The organism is Gluconobacter sp. ESL1110, assembly GCF_058107395.1.
Genome location: NZ_JBYLUK010000009.1, coordinates 15202 through 32689, shown reverse-complemented (window position 1 = coordinate 32689; position 17488 = coordinate 15202). Strand labels below are relative to the sequence as shown.

The window sequence follows — 17488 nt, the reverse complement described above, 5'->3', positions numbered from 1 at the left end:
AAAAGAAATTCTAATGCGCTTCAGATTATGCTGCTTCATTCAGGAACTGTTTGGGCCTCCCGTTATTCCCTGATTCACATCTACCTGTTCATAAGAGAATTTCATGAAATTATGAAATAAAATCATTTTTTTTCACTGATCATACCGTGCATATCGGTCCCCACAATTACTCACAGTGAACAGCGGAAAGCTGTCTGCTGTGCCAGCGTAAATTCGAGTGAATTCTCAGGAAAATATGGGGATTTCTCGCATCGCAAGGTCGAACCGAATATGTCTGTAGAGTTTACTTTCAGTATAAAAAAAACACGGTTTGACGAGGCTTACTGTCCCTCAAATGATACGCGCCTCACGACCAATTTTGCCAATCTGGCAAGAGGCAGTTATCGGCAGAAGAACCTGCAGAACGTTCTGAAAATGATCGATAACCGTTTCAATGCTTTGGCGTCTTGGGACAATCCCTCGGCAAGCCGGTATTCTGTTGAAATTGATATCATATCGGTCGAGACGACGATGAGTCGCAACGGAGACCAACAGTCGTTCCCACTCATTGAAATCCTGAGCACGTCCATTGTTGACAGCGTCAGTAAAGAGCGCATTCCAGGCATAGTTGGGAATAATTTCTCTTCGTATGTTCGGGACTATGATTTCAGCATTCTTCTGAAAAACCATAATCAGGGACTTGCAGAGTTTGCAGTTCCGGAACGTTTCGGTGTTCTGCATGGGAAAATGTTCAGATCTTTTGTTGGCTCTGATGAATACAAGACTAATTTCAGGAAAATGCCGGTTGTTTGCCTGAGCGTTTCAAATAACAGAACGTACCATAAGACCGGAAACCTCCATCCTATTCTCGGGTATGAGTATGAGCAGAGAGAATATTCTCTCACGGATCAGTATTTTGAAAAAATGGGCATGAAGGTCAGATATTTCATGCCTGCCCACAGTTCGGCGCCTTTGGCATTCTATTTCTTCGGGGATCTTCTGGCCGATTATTCCAATCTAGAGCTCATTAGCACCATCAGTACGATGGAATGCTTTCAGAAGGTCTATCGACCGGAAATCTACAATGCCAATTCTCCGGCATCCTCTTGCTATCAGCCCAGTCTGACGAACCAGGACTATTCGACAACCCAGATTGTCTATGACCGGGAAGAACGCAACAGACTTGCGACTGAACAGGGAAAGTTCATCGAAGAAAACTTCATCAACCCAAATCGGGACACTCTTGAGCAGTGGGCTGCCCAGTCTTCAGTCTGAACTCCGGAAATCGATAAGGTCGTTATCATGACAAAACTCTTCCCGACGTCTACTGTTGGCAGCCTGCCCAAGCCCTCCTGGCTTGCAAAACCCGAGACGCTCTGGTCCCCCTGGAAACTACAGGGCGAGGAACTGATCGAAGGCAAGCAGGACGCACTGCGCCTGACACTTGACGATCAGAGCCGTGCCGGGATTGATATCGTCAGTGACGGTGAACAGACCCGCCAGCACTTCGTGACGACATTTATCGAGCATCTGAGCGGCGTTGATTTCGAAAACCGCCAGACGGTCAAGATCCGTAACCGGTATGAGGCGAGTGTGCCTTCTGTCGTCGGCGCTGTGGGGCGTGAAAAACCAGTCTTTGTTGAAGATGCGAAGTTTCTCAGAACGCTGACGAAAAAGCCGATCAAGTGGACCCTCCCGGGGCCAATGACCATGATCGATACGCTTCATGACGGCCATTACAGAAGCCGAGAGAAGCTGGCCTGGGAATTCGCCAGCATTCTCAATCAGGAAGCCAGAGAACTGGAGGCAGCCGGGGTTGACATCATCCAGTTCGATGAACCGGCATTCAATGTCTTCTTCGACGAAGTCAATGACTGGGGAGTTGCGGCTTTGGAACGAGCCGTCGAAGGGCTCAAATGCGAAACAGCAGTTCACATCTGCTACGGGTATGGCATCAAGGCCAATATCGACTGGAAAAACAGTCTGGGTGCCGAGTGGCGGCAGTATGAGGAAATTTTCCCGAAGTTGCAGAAATCCACTCTCGATCTGGTCTCTCTGGAGTGTCAGAACTCGCGTGTTCCGATGGATCTGATCGAACTGATCCGGGGTAAAAAGGTCATGATCGGGGCGATTGATGTGGCGACCAACATCATTGAAACCCCTGAAGACGTGGCCAATACGCTTCGCAAGGCTCTGCAGTTTGTGGATGCGGATAAGCTCTATCCTTCCACCAATTGTGGTATGGCGCCTTTGCCCCGTCATGTCGCCAGGGCAAAGCTGAATGCTCTCGGCGCCGGAGCCGATATTCTGCGCAACGAACTCTCGATCTAATGGGTACAGCCTCTGCGGCCTGATGATCTGAGATAACGAATGGCTGGGCAAAGACCTGCGGTCTCTCTGCTCAGCCAAATGCTTCCAGATCGCCCCGGATGTAGGCGCAACTCTCTGGCAGAGAGTTTTGTCTTATGAAGAGAAATGATATCAATCCATGATTAAATAAAACCGAATCATGGATCGGGACATATGGCTATTCTGGAACGTAACCACCTGATGATCGTGCAGGCTGTTGCACAGGAAGGGTCCCTGACAGCGGCGGGGGTTCGGTTAAACCTGACACAGCCCGCTCTCAGCCATGCTGTTCGCAAGATTGAAGTCCAGCTTGGTGTAAAGATCTGGCGCCGTGAGGGGCGTTCTCTGGTTCTGACACAGGCAGGACAATGGCTTCTGGCCCTGGCAAATCGTCTTCTTCCGCAGTTTTCTCTTGCAGAAGAAAGACTGGAGCAGTTCGCCAATGGCGAACGAGGCATATTGCGCATCGGAATGGAGTGCCATCCCTGTTACCAGTGGCTCCTGAACGTCGTCTCGCCCTATCTTGAGAGATGGCCTAAGGTGGATGTCGACGTCCGGCAGAAATTTCAGTTTGGTGGGATCGGAGCCTTACTGAGCAGCGAGATCGATATTCTTGTGACCCCGGACCCGCTTTACAAACCGGGTCTTACTTTCACGCCAGTGTTTGATTACGAACTTGTGCTTGTCGTCGGCCGCGGTCACAGACTTTACGGTGCGACGTCAATTACGCCTGAGCAGTTGTCCGGGGAAACACTGATTACCTATCCTGTGCCTTCGGAGCGTTTGGATATCTACACGCAGTTTCTGCAGCCCGCGGGTGTCGCGCCCCGTCAGCAGAAGCAGATTGAAACGACCGATATTATGCTGGTTATGGTTGCACACGGTCGAGGTGTTACAGCTCTCCCTCGCTGGCTGGTAGAAGAACATGCGTCCCGTTATGGCCTTCATGCGATTAGGCTGGGTAAAAACGGGATTGCGAAGCAAATCTTTCTCGGCCGTCGTGAAGCAGACGACGACATTCATTACCTTAGGCATTTTATAGAATTTGCTGCGATTTCGAAAAATCGTACCATAGAGGCTTGATCTATTTCGGGAGAAGAGTATTCGGAAGCTTTAAAAGTTCCAATATTCAATATCAGGATTGACACGACAAGGTCGTTACAGTTTTGGTATTTTCGTATGGTTCTTTGTTCTGCCAGCAGGTGGAATGGAGCTAAGAGGGAAGTCGGTGTGATGCCGACGCTGCCCCCGCAACTGTAAATGGCGAGTTGCCAATCGCCTGTATGTCACTGGAGAGACCCCTCTCCGGGAAGACAGATTGGCTGCGTTGACCCATGAGTCAGGAGACCTGCCATGCGTGTTTTCAACCACCGGCGGGGTGTCCGGGACGGCAGTGTCTGGCATTCTGGTTTTCTCTGAAAAATCGGGCGTGCAGGCACTTGTCCTGCTCCTGTCATAATGAGCAGGGCTCATATGACTGTACTGTTTTCAAAGACGAAAAATGGACCAGGAAATCTGTTTCATTTTCGAATGCTGGTGTCCTACGCGCGTTCACCCATTTCTCGACTATGTCTCTCGTGCGTTCTGGCCAGCGTCTCCCTCGTTCCAGACGCTGCACTTGCGACAGCCCCAGAAGCCTCGTCAGTTAAAAAAAGCGAGAAGACGAGCGACCCGAAACCTGTGTCCACCCGGCCTCTGACGGCTGCGCCTGAACAGATTAACGTCACGGCTTCCCGCAGAAACCTTCTGGGGAGAGCGGAGACGGCGAGCGAAGGATCCATTACCGCCCGGGAGATCCAACTCCGTCCGGCTTACCGCGTAGGGCAGATATTGGAAGCTGTTCCGGGCCTGGTGGTAACGTCTCATTCCGGAGAAGGAAAAGCCAACCAGTTCCTTCTGCGTGGCTTCAACCTCGATCATGGTACGGATCTCGCCACCTTCGTTGATGACATGCCAATCAACGGCGTCAGCAATGCGCATGGTCAGGGTTATACAGACCTCAACTTCCTCATTCCCGAACTGCTGTCAGGCGTGGATTATACCAAAGGACCATTCCATGCGGATGTAGGGGATTTCGGCGTCGCTGGGTCAGATCATATGAAGCTCGCGGATGATGTGCCTCGACAGCTTGCCCTGAGTGCCGGGACACTGGGAGATTATCGCGCCTATTTGGGAGGAACAACGCATCTTGCGAATGGCGATCGCTGGATCAACGCTTTCAGTCTCTCTCATACGGATGGGCCATGGAAATATCCTGACAATGCCAGAAGCATTAAGGCGGCCACTCATTATACGCATGGCGATACACTCAACGGCTTTGATGTCACGGGCATGTTTTATCGTGGGCAATGGCGCGCCACGAACGATCAGCCTTTAGCCGCCTATAGTGAAGGGCTGATCAGTCGATATGGTTCTCTTGATCCGACGGATGGAGGGTTTTCAGAAAGATATAGCCTGTCGGGTCATTATCGTCTGGCCGATGACGCCTGGAAATGGGTGACGAGCGCGTTTGTCTCGCATGACCGTCTGACATTGTGGAATAATTTCACACATTATCTGGATGATCCGGTGAATGGCGATCAGCAGCAGCAGGATGAAAACCGCACAACCGTTGGTGGCAGCAGCGTTTACTCCCGGCAGGATCGGATCGGACGGGTAAGGACAGACACGCAGATTGGTGTACAGGGCCGGTATGACTTTCTCTATGTGGATCGGCGACATACGCGGCAACGCGTGACACTGTCATCCTGTCCGTCCAGTCTGGAAGCAACGGCTCCCTATCTCTGTAATGCCGATGACATCAATCTGGGTTCGGCAGGCCTGTTCATCCAGAACACGACGCATTGGCTGCCGTGGTTCAGGATGGTCATTGGTCTGCGTGAAGATTATCAGGGCGGCACGGACAGTAATCTGGTGGATGGCAGTCTGACGCGAAAACACCAGTGGCTTTTTCAGCCCAAGGGAAGCCTGATTTTTGGTCCATGGAAGAAAACCGAGTTTTATCTGAGCGGAGGACGGGGTTTTCATTCCAATGACTTCCGGTCCGTGTCCGGATCCTATGCTTCGGATGAGTTTACCAAGGGCTCGGTCAAGGTGCCGCTCATGACATCTGCTGTCAGTGGAGAAGTCGGAGTGAGAACAACACCGCTCCGTCATCTGAATGTGCAGGCGGCAGCCTTCATCATCGATTTCGACTCTGAACTCAGTTACGACGGAGATGCGGGTGTGACGTCCCCCGGTCCAGCCAGCCGGCGACAAGGGGTTGAATTTTCCGCGCAATACAATCCGTTTACCTGGCTTGAGTTCAATACTGACCTGTCTATTGCGAAGGCACGCTATCAGGCAAAAAACCTGGCCGATTACGGAATTGACGGTCCTTATGTAACGAATGCGCCCAGCTTTGTGTGGTCTTTCGGTATTATTGCGGATCGTGGGCCTTGGTATGGTGGCCTGCAGGTTCGATGGCTTGGTGGCTATCCACTGGTTGAAGATAACAGCCTGCGTTCGAAAGGGTATCAGGAAGTTAATCTGAACATCGGGTATCGATTCACAAAAACCCTCAAACTGGAAGCAAGCATTTTTAATACCTTCAACACACACGCCTACGCCGCGCAATATGCCTATGATTATCGGCTGACACCTACTTCAGCGATACAATCCGGAGCGACGGGTCACCCTCTGGAGCCAATCTCCGCACGATTTTCGGTGCAGTACGGTTTTTGATTTGCGAGTTTTTGTAATCAAGATCATTTACTCCGCTCCCATGCATGATCGTAGGCGCTTACGAATAGTTTCCAGTGATTCCGTATGCTCGCGCGACGTCTGCTTGCGGAATAGTTTACCTGCGGAGAAAATGTCTGGGATGTAGGCGAAACTGGTAAGTCCGCTTAGCGCGTGACAAGCAGACAGGCTGATTCCGCCTCATGTCGGCCATACACGCGAACGAATAGCTTTCCCGACAGCGGACATCAGCAGCACGGTGTCTTGTGGCTCAGTTTGTCAGATACCGGAGTGTCTGCTGTCGGATGTCTCGCTGGAAAAGCGGACTAATAATTCGATCAAAAAGCGATTGCGTTCGATCTTTATATCCGTCATTCTGGATATATGGAAAAAATCGACGCCATTGCCTCTCTGGGGTCGCTCGCGCAGGACACGCGCCTCGATGCTTTCCGCCTGCTCGTGCGCCACGAGCCGGACGGTCTGCCTGCGGGTGAAATCGCCCGCCGGCTCAACGTGCCGCAGAACACCATGTCTGTGCACTTGACGTCCCTTGCCCGCGCCGGACTTGTGAAATCGGAACGCCAGAGCCGCCTGATTGTCTATCGCGCTAACCTCGATACCCTGCGCGAGCTTACATTATTTCTCGTCAAAGACTGCTGCGCGGGACGCAAAGAGTTGTCTGCCCCACTGATTGCGGAACTGATGCCATGCTGTTGAGCGAAGACCATCCGGTCGATGTCGTGATCTACCACAACCCGGAATGCGGCACATCGCGCAATACGCTGGCGATGATCCGTAATGCAGGTATTGAACCGCACATCGTCGAGTATCTGAAGACACCGCCGGCACGTTCGTTGCTGCTGCAGCTCATCGTCCGCGCCGGTCTCACGCCGAAGCAGCTTTTACGCGAAAAAGGCACGCCACTTGCAGATTTGGGTCTCGAAGATCCATCGCTGTCGGATGGACAGTTGGTGGATGCGATGATGGCGCATCCGATCCTGATCAACCGGCCGCTCGTTGTGACACCCCTCGGCGTGAAGCTATGTCGCCCGTCGGAGGCGGTACTCGACATTCTTCCGACACCTCAGGGCGGCGCCTTCACTAAGGAAGACGGCGAACGGGTCATCGATGCCCAGGGTCATCGCGTGATCTGATCGGCCGGAAGGGCCGCCCTTTCCTGAGACGCATTCCGCTCGGCGCGATCATTCGCGCCTGCGGCGGCACGCGCAGAACTGAGATTCCAAATGCTGGCTTTCGCCATTTTCCTCGTCACCCTCGTCTTCGTCATTTGGCAGCCGCGCGGGCTCAGCATCGGGTGGAGTGCCATGGGAGGTGCAGCAGTGGCGCTCGCGCTCGGCGTCATCCACTTGCACGACATCCCAACGGTTTGGCCCATCGTCTGGGACGCGACCTTCACCTTCGTCGCCCTCATCATTATTTCGCTGCTGCTCGACGAGGCGGGATTTTTTCATTGGACTGCGCTGCATGTCGCTCGATGGGGCGGTGGCAACGGCCGCAGATTATTCCCGCTCATCGTGATGCTGGGTGGCGTGATCGCCGCAGTGTTCGCTAATGACGGTGCGGCCCTGCTGCTGACGCCGATCGTCGTTGCCATTCTCGCCCGGCTCGATTTTCCGCCCGCAGCGGCGCTTGCATTCATCGTGGGCACAGGCTTCGTCGCCGACACGACGAGCCTGCCGCTGGTGATCTCCAACCTCGTCAACATTGTGAGTGCGAACTTCTTCGGCATCCATTTCGGTCACTACGCGAGCGTCATGGTGCCAGTGGATCTTGTCTCTCTCGGTGCCACGCTCGCCGTGCTGTGGCTCACCTTTGGCCGGATCGTGCCTTGTGAATACGACGTAACCACCTTGGAATCCCCCGCGTCGGTCATCCGTGACCACGCAGTGTTCCGCGCGGCATTCCCGTTGCTGGGCGTCCTTCTTGGAGCCTACTTCCTCCTGCCGACGTTCGGGATCCCTGTGTCGGCGGTCACCGCCACCGCAGCGCTGGTACTGTTGGCGATCGCAGGGCGGTGGCATCGCGATGGTCGTGGTCATGTCATCTCGCTGTCCAAAGTACTTCGTGGTGCGCCCTGGCAGATCGTCGTCTTCAGTCTTGGCATGTATCTTGTGGTCTACGGTCTTCGTAATGCGGGCCTGACGGGCTATCTCGCTTCGGCATTGACCGAACTCGCCGCATACGGTGCTTGGCCTGCCGCTGTCGCGACCGGATTTGGGGCGGCCATCCTGTCGTCGATCATGAACAACATGCCGGGTGTCCTGATCGGAGCCCTGTCTATCGACCAGGCGCAGCGGTTGCCGGCGGGCACGCGTGACCTCATGGCTTACGCCAACATCATCGGCTGTGATCTCGGGCCGAAATTCACGCCGATCGGAAGTCTTGCGACCTTGCTCTGGCTGCACGTCCTCGCCACCAAAGGCATCCGCATCTCTTGGGGGCAATATATGCGGGTCGGACTGTTAATAACGCCACCTGTGTTGCTGCTTACTCTGACGGCGCTGGCCCTGTGGCTTCCCCGCCTTGGCGCGTCTTGATTGTTCAGAAGGACTTTGACCATGCCTACCTTGGAAATCCGTCCCGCCACGATCGACGACGCAGAGGCCATCACTGACATTTATGGTCATCATGTTCGGCACGGCACGGCGAGTTTCGATTACGAACCTCGCACGCTTGCTGAGACAATCCAGAAGATCCAATCCGTTCACTCGCGCCAATGGCCGTTTCTGATCGCGATAAAAGATAGCCAGGTGGTCGGTTATGCATATGCAACTCAATTTCGCGATCGCCCCGCCTACAGCTTCGCGTGCGAGAACTCGATCTACGTTCATCACAACCATCTCAGGCAAGGCGTCGGTAAAGCACTTCTGGCGGAGCTTCTTGTCGAGGCACAAGCATCGGGATTTCGCCAGATGATCGCGGTCGTGGGAGGAGGAGAACCGAGCTCGGTTGCGCTCCACGCACAGCTAGGATTTGAACATGCCGGTTGCATGCGGGCCGTCGGGCGCAAGTTCGGACAGTGGCTCGATACAGTCTACTTGCAGGCCCCACTGGGCGGCGGTGACCGCAACGCACCAGAGAAGGAGCCCGTGGCATGACAGCCGGCGTGCAAGAATCAATCACCCTTGAAGGGTGCCCGCAGGCCGATGCGCGGATCGTGCAACCGCTCGATCTGAACAGGCTGGAACCGGGCGAACGGGCGACACATGCACCGCGCATCCTGCTGCTTTATGGCTCGCTTCGCGAGCGTTCGTTCAGCCGGCTGCTGACCGAGGAGGCCGCGCGTCTGCTTCAGGCTATGGGTGCCGATACCAGAATCTTTGATCCGCGCGATTTGCCAGTCACCGACAGCGTGCCAGCCACGCATCCCAAGGTCGTCGAGTTACGAGAACTGTCGCTTTGGTCTGAGGGGCAGGTCTGGTGCAGCCCCGAGCGGCACGGTGCCATCACGAGTGTCTTCAAGAACCAGATCGACTGGCTGCCGCTCGAGGTCGGATCGCTCCGTCCGACCCAAGGGCGCACATTGGCGGTGATGCAGGTGTCGGGCGGCTCCCAGAGCTTCAACGCGGTCAATACGCTGCGTCTTCTTGGCCGGTGGATGAGGATGTTCACCATCCCCAATCAATCTAGCGTCCCCATGGCCTATAAGCAGTTTGACGACGAAGGGAGGATGCTCCCCGGCCCCCTCTACGACCGCGTGGTTGATGTCATGGAGGAGTTGGTGCGCCTCACCTGGCTGTTGCGCGATAGGGCTGAATATCTCGTGGACAGATATAGCGAGCGCAAGGCGGCGTCTGTGCTGCCCGCCCAGATGTGAGCACTACATTCGATGTCCGCTTCAGAGAAGCCAAGCGACAGCTCTTAATTTCGGCAATGGGGGGGCGTAGCTGTCACAGCTTGTCGAGCGAACGGCTGGAAATATTGTCCGGGCGCTCCAAAGCGGCCGGACCGCTTTCCCCCCAAGTCAGTCGCAGCACGTGAGTGGTCAGAACCCCATCGCCTCTCTCTGGGCCTGCCGATTGAAAACCGTTCCCCGTTGGAACGCGGGACGGCGCCTGAGATTGCGCCCCCAACCATCCCGCCGCGCCTGGAGCGGGATCTCGTCGATGAAGCAGCTCGGATTGGCCTGCTCGCCCCGACGAAACTCGCACCAGGACACACTGACGCGCTGGCGGCCGCGGGTGAGTGCGACATAGGCCAGTCGGCGTTCTTCAGCCGGGTCGATGTTCGTGCGCGACGGAAACAGCGTATCTTCCCAGCCGATCAGAAAGACATGCCCGAACTCCAGGCCCTTTGAGCCATGGATGGTCATCAGCTTGACCCGACCGACACTGTCATCGTCGCAGCTTTCCGAACCAAGGGCCGCATGGTCAAACAGTTCCTCTACCGAGCTGAACTCATTTGCGAGTGACAGAAGCTCGTGCAGGTTTTCCAGCGCCGTGCGTCCGTCTTCCCCGGCCGCCTGGTGCATCGCGAGATACCCGCTCTCTTCTACGAGAACCCTCAGACGCTCTCCCAGACTGGGCTCGTCACTGCGGGCACCTTTCAGGATCACGTCCAGGAAGCCGCGCAGCTTGTCAGCAGCTTTGCCAGTGCGCCCCTGCACCGTGCGCTCCGCTGCCTCGTACAGCGAGATCGCCTCGTCATCCGCGACCTGCTCGAATGTCGCCATGGCTTTGGCCCCGATCCCCCGGGCGGGCTGATTGACGATCCGACGGAAGGCCTCGTCTGACTGCCGCTCATACGGAAAACATGTCAGACGCAGGAAGGCCAGCGCGTCCTTGACCACGCCGCGCTGCCAGAAGGCGGTATCATTGACCAGCTCGTAAGGGATCCTTGCGCGCAGCAGAGACTCTTCCAGCAGCCGGGAGAGATGGTTGAAGCGATAGAGCACCGCCATCTCCTCGTAAGGCACGCCTTCCAGGGCACGACGTCCGATCTCGGCAGCAATCCCGGAGGCCTCGTCCTGACTGCCGGTATGCCGCAGAATATCCACTGGCTCCCCATCTCCGGACGCGGTATACAGTGTTTTCTCCAGCCGGTTGGTGTCGTGAGAAATGACTGCGTTGGCCGCTGACAGGATATGACCGGTCGAGCGGAAGTTCTGCTCCAGGGCAATCATGCGTCCGGTCGGAAACTCCTTGAGAAAGCTTCGGATAATCCGGACATTGGCCCCACGCCAGCCGTAAATCGACTGCGCATCGTCGCCGACAACGAAGAGCTCGTTGTGGTCTTTGGACAGGCATTTCAGCCAAAGAAACTGGAGGCGATTGACGTCCTGGAACTCATCGGCCAGCACGCAGTCAAACCGATCCGCCCAGTCCCGTCTGTAGCGTTCGTCGCGGAGCATGGTCACGGTAGGCCACAGCAGCAGGTCTGCAAAATCCGCGCGATTGCTTTCGCGCAGCATCGCCTGATACGCAGGATAGAGCACGGCCGCATCCCGCCAGACCATGATGTCATCGCCTTCGGTGATGGCATCCGTCGCAATCCGTCCCTCGACCCAGGCCACGGCATCCGGGGGAAGCACCATGTTTTCCTTGAGCATGGCGATGCGCGAGCTGACGGATTTCACACGCTTGCGAAACGTCTCTCCGTCATCGGCATTCATGACGCCTGCTTCAATCGCCTTTTCCAGAAGTCTGCGCACGATCTTCGTGCTGTCTTCGCTGTCACAGACGTCGAAGCCCGGACGCAGCCCGGCAATGTCAGGATCGGTCCGCAACTGACGGCGTCCGTGCGCATGGAAGGTGCCCACCCAGTACGGGGCCTGCGCGATGTTCAGGGCCGCTGCGATCCGCGTCTTCATCTCCCCGGCCGCCTTGTTGGTAAAGGTCACGGCCAGAATGCGATCGGGCGACATCCGGCGTTTGACGACGCGGTCGACAATACCGGCCACAAGCGTCTTGGTCTTTCCGGTCCCGGCACCCGCCAGAACAACAACCGGTCCTGTCTGACGCGCGGCGTCTGCCTGGGAGGGGGTCAATCCTGAGAGATGATTATCCACGACCACGTCCCTGCTCCCGGGTGCCATGAAGAACATCGCACCGCGTCGCACGGCGGCCATCAAGGCTGAGGATGACGTCCGGCTCCACCATCAGGTCAAACTCCTGCCCGAAGTCCCATGTCCCGTCCGCCAGAACCGTCCCCCCGACCACGAGACCGCGCAGCACGTCACCGCCGAACGCGATCTCGGCGTAGGTCTGCGGGAAAGGCGGCTGATTGTGCAGCAGGGCCCAGGTATGCCACACGCGGGTTGTCTCGGCATCGGCATGCCAGGCGGCGGTCAGTTCTGCGACATGTCCCAGAAGTGTGACGGCATCCGGACGGTCAGGATGAGGCGTGCTTCCGGGAACGGTGCCAATCAGGACAAGCTGCTGCTCCCCCGCCCGGCAGGTCAGGAACCCACTGTCTCCGGTCGGAGACTGAACAAACAGGACGATGCGTCCGGAGAGATCCCAGCCTGCCGCACTCCAGCGTCCGCCAACCACGAGACCCTGACGCCGCTCCGTCTGAGGACCATACGCCACCAGAGCCCAGGGAATACGACATCCGAGGTCTGGCATCAGGCGCAGATAATGGGCCGCATCCGGGTGCGCCAGAAAGGCCGCTCTCAGGGCGTCGTTCTTCTCATGTCCGGGAAACAGAGCCTCCATGTCCCGTCGTGCCTTGTCATTCGTCATCAGTCTCTCCTCAGGCGGCGCGGGCGGCGGCCACAACAGTCTTCAGGGCGTCGTTGAAATCTTTGCAGCCACCGTGGGGAATACGGCGGATCACGCGGACACCGGCTTCGCGGCCCAGCTCTGCAAGGCGCGCGGCATAGCGGTTGCCGGCGTCATCATGATCGGTTGCGGCCACCAGAACGGCAGCCGGATCTTTTGCCATTTCAGCCAGCTCGGCCGTGAGGGCTTCGACCGTCTCCGGCCCCATGCCACCTGCGGTCGAGCAGTACAGGGTTTCGCGGGTGCGCTCGCTGTCGAGGGCGGCGTAGGACAGGGCATCAATGGCGGACTCACTCACCACCAGCCGACGGACCGTGCGGCCAAGGCCGGGCTGGAACCGGAAAAGCGTTTTGACCGTACCCGACAGACAGATGCCCTTGGTGTCCGGACCGCGCAGTTCCGCACCGCAGACCGCTCCCGCGGCATCCCGGTGGCAGAACCAGGCGGCGTGATAGCCGTCCCGGATGCAGCCGGTCATGATGGCCCGACGCAGAACCCATTCCGGAAGGCAGCGCTCCTCGGTGAGATAGGCCCAGACCTTCGTGCCGGATTTGAGCTCCTTCCTGGCCTGCCAGCGCTCGGCCGGAGCAACGTCTGGCGTTTTGGCCTGACGCTCGCGGACGTATTCTGCCCCCTTCGGTTCAATGCCCACCAGCTGACCCAGCTCACGGCAGGCATCGCGAAACTTCAGACCGGGCGTCAGGCGCTGGATCAGGGAGAACACATCCCCCTTTTCATCCGATCCCGTATCCCACCAGCCACGGCCTTCATGGTTGACGATAATCGTCTCACCCTTGCCCGCACGGTATTTCAGAGCGTTCCGCGTGCTTTCGGGCTTGTCGAGAAGATAGCCATGGCGCTCAAGCAGCAGAGCACAGGAGACGCCTTTGACAATGTCGGTCCGGTCGTCATCAGACAGTCTGAACGGCTCAAAGCGTGCCATGATCGTCATCCTTTCTCGCTTCGGGGCGGCGCAACGGTCAGAACCGGCCTCAACGCCCCTGTGATCTGGGTTTAATTTAGGAAAGATCCGTAAGTATTGCAAGGAAAAACGGCGGTTTACTGCGGGTTTAATCGGTTTTTATTTGCCGTGACTTGCCCATATACAAACATCATCGCCACGAACTTAACGAATACTTAAAAAGCCTTTCGTTCGACCCGTGCCGGAGGCAAAAGGGGCGAAAGCAAGCGCAGCGACGCCTTTCGTCCCGACACTTTCAGGTCCGTCACAAACGCAGCGCAGGACACGATGCCTTCTCAGGGGACGCGGCTGCACGGAGCAACCGAAGGGCGCGGAGGAAGCTGGGGTGGAAGGTCGTCTTGTCCGGAGTGAGGCTTGTGGCACTCCACACCTTCAGGACAGTCCCGGTCCGCAAAAGGGTTTGGAATCACGCTGTCCTCTCGAGCAACGCGTGCGCGATCCGGAAGATGGGCCGATCCTTCAAGCTCGCGCGCAATGGCGTCGATCTGAGCCTTCAGGGCCTGAATATCCTGCAGGCCGATCCGGTCCCTTCGAATTTCGAGGCGTCCGTACAGGGCGATCCGCTCAGTGCCGTTCTCAATCGTCAGGTCATCGATCCGAACACTTTCGCCTGCGTCCAGGAAAGGAATAAAACTCATGGTGTGGTCTCCAGCACAGGGCTTCCGGAAGCAGGACGGATGCGAACAGCATAAGGACTTTTCAGGGGGCGAGGCAGCTTCATGGCCGTCTGACGGATCTCATCAGGCAGGGATGGAAAGGGGTTTACCCCCGTCGCCTGGGTCAACGCGCCGATGCTGATGATCGTACAGGTTGGCTGACTGCTATTTTGACAGAAATATGCGCCTGCTTCGTCCTCGGCGGGATCGTAAACAGCCTTCCAGGTCGCAGAGGGCACAAAAACCCGATGCGATCCGATGGTCTTGACCGACGCTCCGAATGCCGGACCGGTCACGACGTAAAGCTCGCCTTCGCGCTGTGCGAGACGACGCACTGCCATTTCCACGCCCGTCCAGATGCCTTCATTCAGTTCCGGGGTCTGGGGAACCACATTGGCGAGCGAAAAACTCTGCTCCTGAGCCTGAAGACTGGGTTCGTCCCCCGAACAAGCCATGTGGCCGCGGTCATAATCCGACGCGCGGTAATCGCTCAGCTCGGCCCGGTCCTCAAAGGAAAGACGGGGATCGGCATGAAAGAACCGGACGACCCGGCCGATCTGCATGCTGCGTTCCAGGTCTTCTTCGGTCAGATGCTCTGCCGTCCACAGGGGGCCATGACTGATCCCCGAATGCAGGACAGCAAAGGCGTCATTGCACAGAAGCACGGTCTGCTGCCCAAGCGCCTCGCTGGTCAGAACCGGAAGCTGGCCGTCTCCGCCAAACTCGGCGCACCCGGCCGGTGCCGCCTGACTTGCGGTGGCCCAGAACAGGGCGCTCAGGGCAAGCCCCGCTCTATGGTGTCGCATCGCCATTCCCTTTCCTCCCGGATGCCTGTGGTGTGCATGCCAGGATGACACGGCCTGTTGTGAGTGAAGGATCAGGGCTGTCAATGGGAGACACTCAGAAGCGTGCGTTGTGCCGAACGATGGGCGGCGCTGGCGTCACGGCGCAGTGCGGCGCGTAACGCCGCCCCGAGACGATCGTCATTCGCGTCATCAACCAGGTGATCGGCTTCCGCGTAAAAGCGCCGTGCGCGGCCAATGGTCTTGCCTGCCGAGACGGCGCGGTGAAAGATGGGCGCCTCAGGCGCGGGAAGAAAACTGGACGAAGCTGTGAGGGTCTGGACCTGCACGATGCGGTTCCTTTCTTGTATTTTTTTGCCGGATGCGGGCCGCGCTGCGGCCCTGATGTCAGTGGAGGAAGGAGAGGATCGGAAGAGCTGGTCTCAGTTCCCGGTCCGAGGCAGGGGAGCGCGCTTTACGGCCATGCCATCACTCGCAAAACAGAGCATTCCGTTATGCCGGTAATGATTGCGGCGCACTTTGCGGTACACGCCTGACAACTCCGCACCGGCCACGCAAAACGTCTCGTCAATCTGAAGATCTGCGAAGAGAACCGTATCCGGCCCAAAGACCTCTGCCTTTTTACGGGCTGCTGTCAGATCTGTTTTCCTGCGCTTGGACATGCTCTGCCTCTCTCGGTTTATTTCGTTCCCGATCGGCAGCCTCGTGGGGCGGGCGGCGTGGCAAGGGCGGCGCTGTGCGCCGGGAGCGGAGCGACGCACCCTTGCTGCGACGCCTGCCCCATGAGAGCCCCTTCCCTCCCTCTTCTTTCTCTTTCGCGCGCGTCTCTTTTCTGCCCTCAGAGGTATCCGGGAAGGCCGAATGAGTCCGGTATCTTATTGTTTTTGTTGACTTTTATTTGTGGCGCGCTTTACGCTTACCGCACAACGACAGGAGGACACCGATGAGTGCACAGACAGATCAGACCGCCACGGTGATCCGCTTTCCCCAGGAGCGGCGTCGTGCGCCGACCCTGGACGCGCTCACCGACGCAATCCTGCCCGAGACGCAGTTGCGGTCGCTTGCCGAAATCCGGGCCGTGACACCGCCCCGACAGGTTGAGCGCCTCCGCGCGTTCGGACGCGAGAGGGCGCGACAGATTTTCGGAGCCACGCCCTTGCCCGACACGCGGGAGGGTCGTCAGCGCATGGCGTCTGACTGGCTGACGCTTCTGGTCGGTCGGGCACTGGCCCGGGTTTCCGACGCACGGTCCCTCACGGAACAGGCGGAGCGGCGCGAGATCGAAGATCCGCAGCGCGACGGCATCTATGACGATCTTGCGCAGGCGCTAAGCGCCGAGATCGTCGCCTGGGAGACGGCCCAGAATATTCTGGGCGGATGGGAGGTCGTTCAGGGACTGATCGACGATCCGGACTCCTGCGCCGTCACGGACAGCGCAACGTGTCAGAGCAGACCCATCTGAACAGGCTGCTGCCGGGACAGCGGTGCAGCCAACGCCGGAGCCAGTGAGATGCGGCCGGCATGATCAGCCGGCACGCCGTGACGGTCGATCAGCCTGCGTAACAGCGCCTGTTCGCCTCGGACAGTCTCCTGGCGCAGTTCAGCGCGGTACAGGTCCAGTACCTGATGCTCGACCAGAAGAGCCGCGATCCGGCTTTCCACGTCGGACCAGGTCCAGGCGGGATCGCCGATCCCGCCACGCGCGATGATCTGATCGAGGAAGGCGAGACGCCCCTGCGTCGAGCTGAAATACCGGCCCGCAAAGCCGTTCCGGTTAAAGCAGGCGATAAACCCCCACATCTGGCTGACGCGCTGGTACAGCGCCTTGCTGAACCCCTCCTCCGGCAATCCTTTCGCAACAAAGGCGAGGATTGCATTGGCCAGTTTCGCCTTGTCCTGCGGTGAGCTCCACTGGGTGGCCGTCAGGCCCTCGGCCTCAATGCGGACGCGCCGCAGGTGTGGCAACAGCAGGCTCATGCGGTGGCCTCCTGCGCGAGCGCGGACAGAGCCTGCGCGACAGCGCCGGCAAGATCGGGCCGCCGCGCGATCAGCCAGCCCGTCAGTGCGGTGCGATCCGCCGCGTCCACAAGGGAGACGACGCGATCGACGTCGCAGCGTCTCAGCTGCTCCACACTGTCAGCGGCCACCGCCACGGCCGAGGCCCAGATCTGGTCGCGCGACTGCGGACCCGCAGACACCATGGCAGGCGTAGCATCGGACATTTTTCTTCTCCTGAAGGATTTCAAGGACGGCCGG

The 17488-nt window shown here is 57.8% G+C and carries 19 protein-coding genes and 1 riboswitch; of the genes, 10 read left to right on the top strand and 9 right to left on the bottom strand.

Annotation, left to right across the window (positions count from 1 at the left end; all coding sequences use genetic code 11):
- Window positions 1-270: 270 nt before the first annotated feature.
- The 9 genes from AC3B6F_RS12020 to arsH all read left to right on the top strand — a co-directional run bounded on the left by AC3B6F_RS12020 (window position 271) and on the right by arsH (window position 9886).
- Window positions 271-1254 (top strand): DUF1852 domain-containing protein, encoded by a 984-nt coding sequence (locus AC3B6F_RS12020; protein WP_489824543.1) that lies wholly within the window; start codon window positions 271-273, stop codon window positions 1252-1254.
- 27 nt (window positions 1255-1281) lie between these two features.
- Window positions 1282-2310, top strand: a complete 1029-nt coding sequence (locus AC3B6F_RS12015; RefSeq protein WP_489824542.1) for a methionine synthase — start codon at window positions 1282-1284, stop codon at window positions 2308-2310.
- A gap of 192 nt (window positions 2311-2502) precedes the next feature.
- On the top strand, window positions 2503-3411 hold the full coding sequence (locus AC3B6F_RS12010) for a LysR family transcriptional regulator (RefSeq protein ID WP_489824541.1): 909 nt from the start codon (window positions 2503-2505) through the stop codon (window positions 3409-3411).
- Between the two features lie 80 nt (window positions 3412-3491).
- A riboswitch (cobalamin riboswitch) is annotated at window positions 3492-3698 on the top strand.
- 310 nt (window positions 3699-4008) lie between these two features.
- On the top strand, window positions 4009-6051 hold the full coding sequence (locus tag AC3B6F_RS12005; protein WP_489824540.1) for a TonB-dependent receptor: 2043 nt from the start codon (window positions 4009-4011) through the stop codon (window positions 6049-6051).
- A gap of 381 nt (window positions 6052-6432) precedes the next feature.
- Window positions 6433-6765, top strand: coding sequence for an ArsR/SmtB family transcription factor (locus AC3B6F_RS12000; protein ID WP_211571844.1), 333 nt, complete (start codon window positions 6433-6435; stop codon window positions 6763-6765).
- The gene (arsC, locus tag AC3B6F_RS11995; protein WP_211591234.1) at window positions 6756-7202 is read left to right on the top strand and encodes an arsenate reductase (glutaredoxin); all 447 of its coding nucleotides are present in this window, start codon (window positions 6756-6758) and stop codon (window positions 7200-7202) included. Before AC3B6F_RS12000 ends, arsC begins: the two co-directional genes overlap by 10 nt.
- Window positions 7203-7292: 90 nt before the next feature.
- Window positions 7293-8606: an arsenic transporter gene (locus AC3B6F_RS11990; protein WP_489824539.1), complete on the top strand. Its 1314-nt coding sequence runs from the start codon at window positions 7293-7295 to the stop codon at window positions 8604-8606.
- A 21-nt stretch (window positions 8607-8627) separates the two neighbouring features.
- Window positions 8628-9167: a GNAT family N-acetyltransferase gene (locus AC3B6F_RS11985; RefSeq protein WP_211571841.1), complete on the top strand. Its 540-nt coding sequence runs from the start codon at window positions 8628-8630 to the stop codon at window positions 9165-9167.
- Window positions 9164-9886 (top strand): arsenical resistance protein ArsH, encoded by a 723-nt coding sequence (arsH, locus tag AC3B6F_RS11980; RefSeq protein ID WP_211591231.1) that lies wholly within the window; start codon window positions 9164-9166, stop codon window positions 9884-9886. Before AC3B6F_RS11985 ends, arsH begins: the two co-directional genes overlap by 4 nt.
- 168 nt (window positions 9887-10054) lie before the next feature.
- On the opposite strand, the gene AC3B6F_RS11975 is transcribed toward arsH, so the two are convergent.
- From AC3B6F_RS11975 to AC3B6F_RS11945, 7 genes are all read right to left on the bottom strand, one after another.
- Window positions 10055-12076, bottom strand: coding sequence for an ATP-dependent helicase (locus AC3B6F_RS11975; protein WP_489824538.1), 2022 nt, complete (start codon window positions 12074-12076; stop codon window positions 10055-10057).
- A complete protein-coding gene (locus tag AC3B6F_RS11970; RefSeq protein ID WP_489824537.1) occupies window positions 12069-12752 on the bottom strand; it encodes a hypothetical protein in 684 nt (227 codons plus the stop codon). The genes AC3B6F_RS11975 and AC3B6F_RS11970 overlap by 8 nt, the downstream gene beginning before the upstream one ends.
- Before the next feature lie 10 nt (window positions 12753-12762).
- Complete coding sequence (locus AC3B6F_RS11965; protein ID WP_489824536.1) at window positions 12763-13734, bottom strand: DUF3991 and toprim domain-containing protein; 972 nt, start codon at window positions 13732-13734, stop codon at window positions 12763-12765.
- Between the two features lie 314 nt (window positions 13735-14048).
- A complete protein-coding gene (locus AC3B6F_RS11960) occupies window positions 14049-14411 on the bottom strand; it encodes a hypothetical protein (RefSeq protein WP_489824535.1) in 363 nt (120 codons plus the stop codon).
- Window positions 14408-15241, bottom strand: coding sequence for a DNA/RNA non-specific endonuclease (locus tag AC3B6F_RS11955; protein WP_489824534.1), 834 nt, complete (start codon window positions 15239-15241; stop codon window positions 14408-14410). Before AC3B6F_RS11955 ends, AC3B6F_RS11960 begins: the two co-directional genes overlap by 4 nt.
- Window positions 15242-15315: 74 nt before the next feature.
- Entirely contained in the window at window positions 15316-15561 is a 246-nt protein-coding gene (locus tag AC3B6F_RS11950; protein WP_489824533.1) for a hypothetical protein, read from the bottom strand.
- A 93-nt stretch (window positions 15562-15654) separates the two neighbouring features.
- Window positions 15655-15894: a hypothetical protein gene (locus tag AC3B6F_RS11945; protein ID WP_489824532.1), complete on the bottom strand. Its 240-nt coding sequence runs from the start codon at window positions 15892-15894 to the stop codon at window positions 15655-15657.
- Between the two features lie 281 nt (window positions 15895-16175).
- Between AC3B6F_RS11945 and AC3B6F_RS11940 the strand changes: the two genes are divergently transcribed.
- Window positions 16176-16694 (top strand): hypothetical protein, encoded by a 519-nt coding sequence (locus AC3B6F_RS11940; protein ID WP_489824531.1) that lies wholly within the window; start codon window positions 16176-16178, stop codon window positions 16692-16694.
- Here AC3B6F_RS11940 and AC3B6F_RS11935 read toward each other — a convergent pair.
- On the bottom strand, window positions 16676-17197 hold the full coding sequence (locus tag AC3B6F_RS11935) for a hypothetical protein (RefSeq protein WP_489824530.1): 522 nt from the start codon (window positions 17195-17197) through the stop codon (window positions 16676-16678). The two genes, AC3B6F_RS11940 and AC3B6F_RS11935, sit on opposite strands and share 19 nt — an antisense overlap.
- 8 nt (window positions 17198-17205) lie before the next feature.
- Entirely contained in the window at window positions 17206-17454 is a 249-nt protein-coding gene (locus tag AC3B6F_RS11930; protein ID WP_489824529.1) for a hypothetical protein, read from the bottom strand.
- Window positions 17455-17488: the final 34 nt, after the last annotated feature.

Coding starts and splice junctions, on each gene's coding strand:
- AC3B6F_RS12020 (WP_489824543.1), top strand. CDS start 271: ATGTCTGTAGAGTTTACTTTCAGTATAAAAAAAACACGGTTTGACGAG.
- AC3B6F_RS12015 (WP_489824542.1), top strand. CDS start 1,282: ATGACAAAACTCTTCCCGACGTCTACTGTTGGCAGCCTGCCCAAGCCC.
- AC3B6F_RS12010 (WP_489824541.1), top strand. CDS start 2,503: ATGGCTATTCTGGAACGTAACCACCTGATGATCGTGCAGGCTGTTGCA.
- AC3B6F_RS12000 (WP_211571844.1), top strand. CDS start 6,433: ATGGAAAAAATCGACGCCATTGCCTCTCTGGGGTCGCTCGCGCAGGAC.
- arsC (WP_211591234.1), top strand. CDS start 6,756: ATGCTGTTGAGCGAAGACCATCCGGTCGATGTCGTGATCTACCACAAC.
- AC3B6F_RS11990 (WP_489824539.1), top strand. CDS start 7,293: ATGCTGGCTTTCGCCATTTTCCTCGTCACCCTCGTCTTCGTCATTTGG.
- AC3B6F_RS11985 (WP_211571841.1), top strand. CDS start 8,628: ATGCCTACCTTGGAAATCCGTCCCGCCACGATCGACGACGCAGAGGCC.
- arsH (WP_211591231.1), top strand. CDS start 9,164: ATGACAGCCGGCGTGCAAGAATCAATCACCCTTGAAGGGTGCCCGCAG.
- AC3B6F_RS11970 (WP_489824537.1), bottom strand. CDS start 12,752: ATGACGAATGACAAGGCACGACGGGACATGGAGGCTCTGTTTCCCGGA.
- AC3B6F_RS11965 (WP_489824536.1), bottom strand. CDS start 13,734: ATGGCACGCTTTGAGCCGTTCAGACTGTCTGATGACGACCGGACCGAC.
- AC3B6F_RS11960 (WP_489824535.1), bottom strand. CDS start 14,411: ATGAGTTTTATTCCTTTCCTGGACGCAGGCGAAAGTGTTCGGATCGAT.
- AC3B6F_RS11955 (WP_489824534.1), bottom strand. CDS start 15,241: ATGGCGATGCGACACCATAGAGCGGGGCTTGCCCTGAGCGCCCTGTTC.
- AC3B6F_RS11945 (WP_489824532.1), bottom strand. CDS start 15,894: ATGTCCAAGCGCAGGAAAACAGATCTGACAGCAGCCCGTAAAAAGGCA.
- AC3B6F_RS11940 (WP_489824531.1), top strand. CDS start 16,176: ATGAGTGCACAGACAGATCAGACCGCCACGGTGATCCGCTTTCCCCAG.
- AC3B6F_RS11930 (WP_489824529.1), bottom strand. CDS start 17,454: ATGTCCGATGCTACGCCTGCCATGGTGTCTGCGGGTCCGCAGTCGCGC.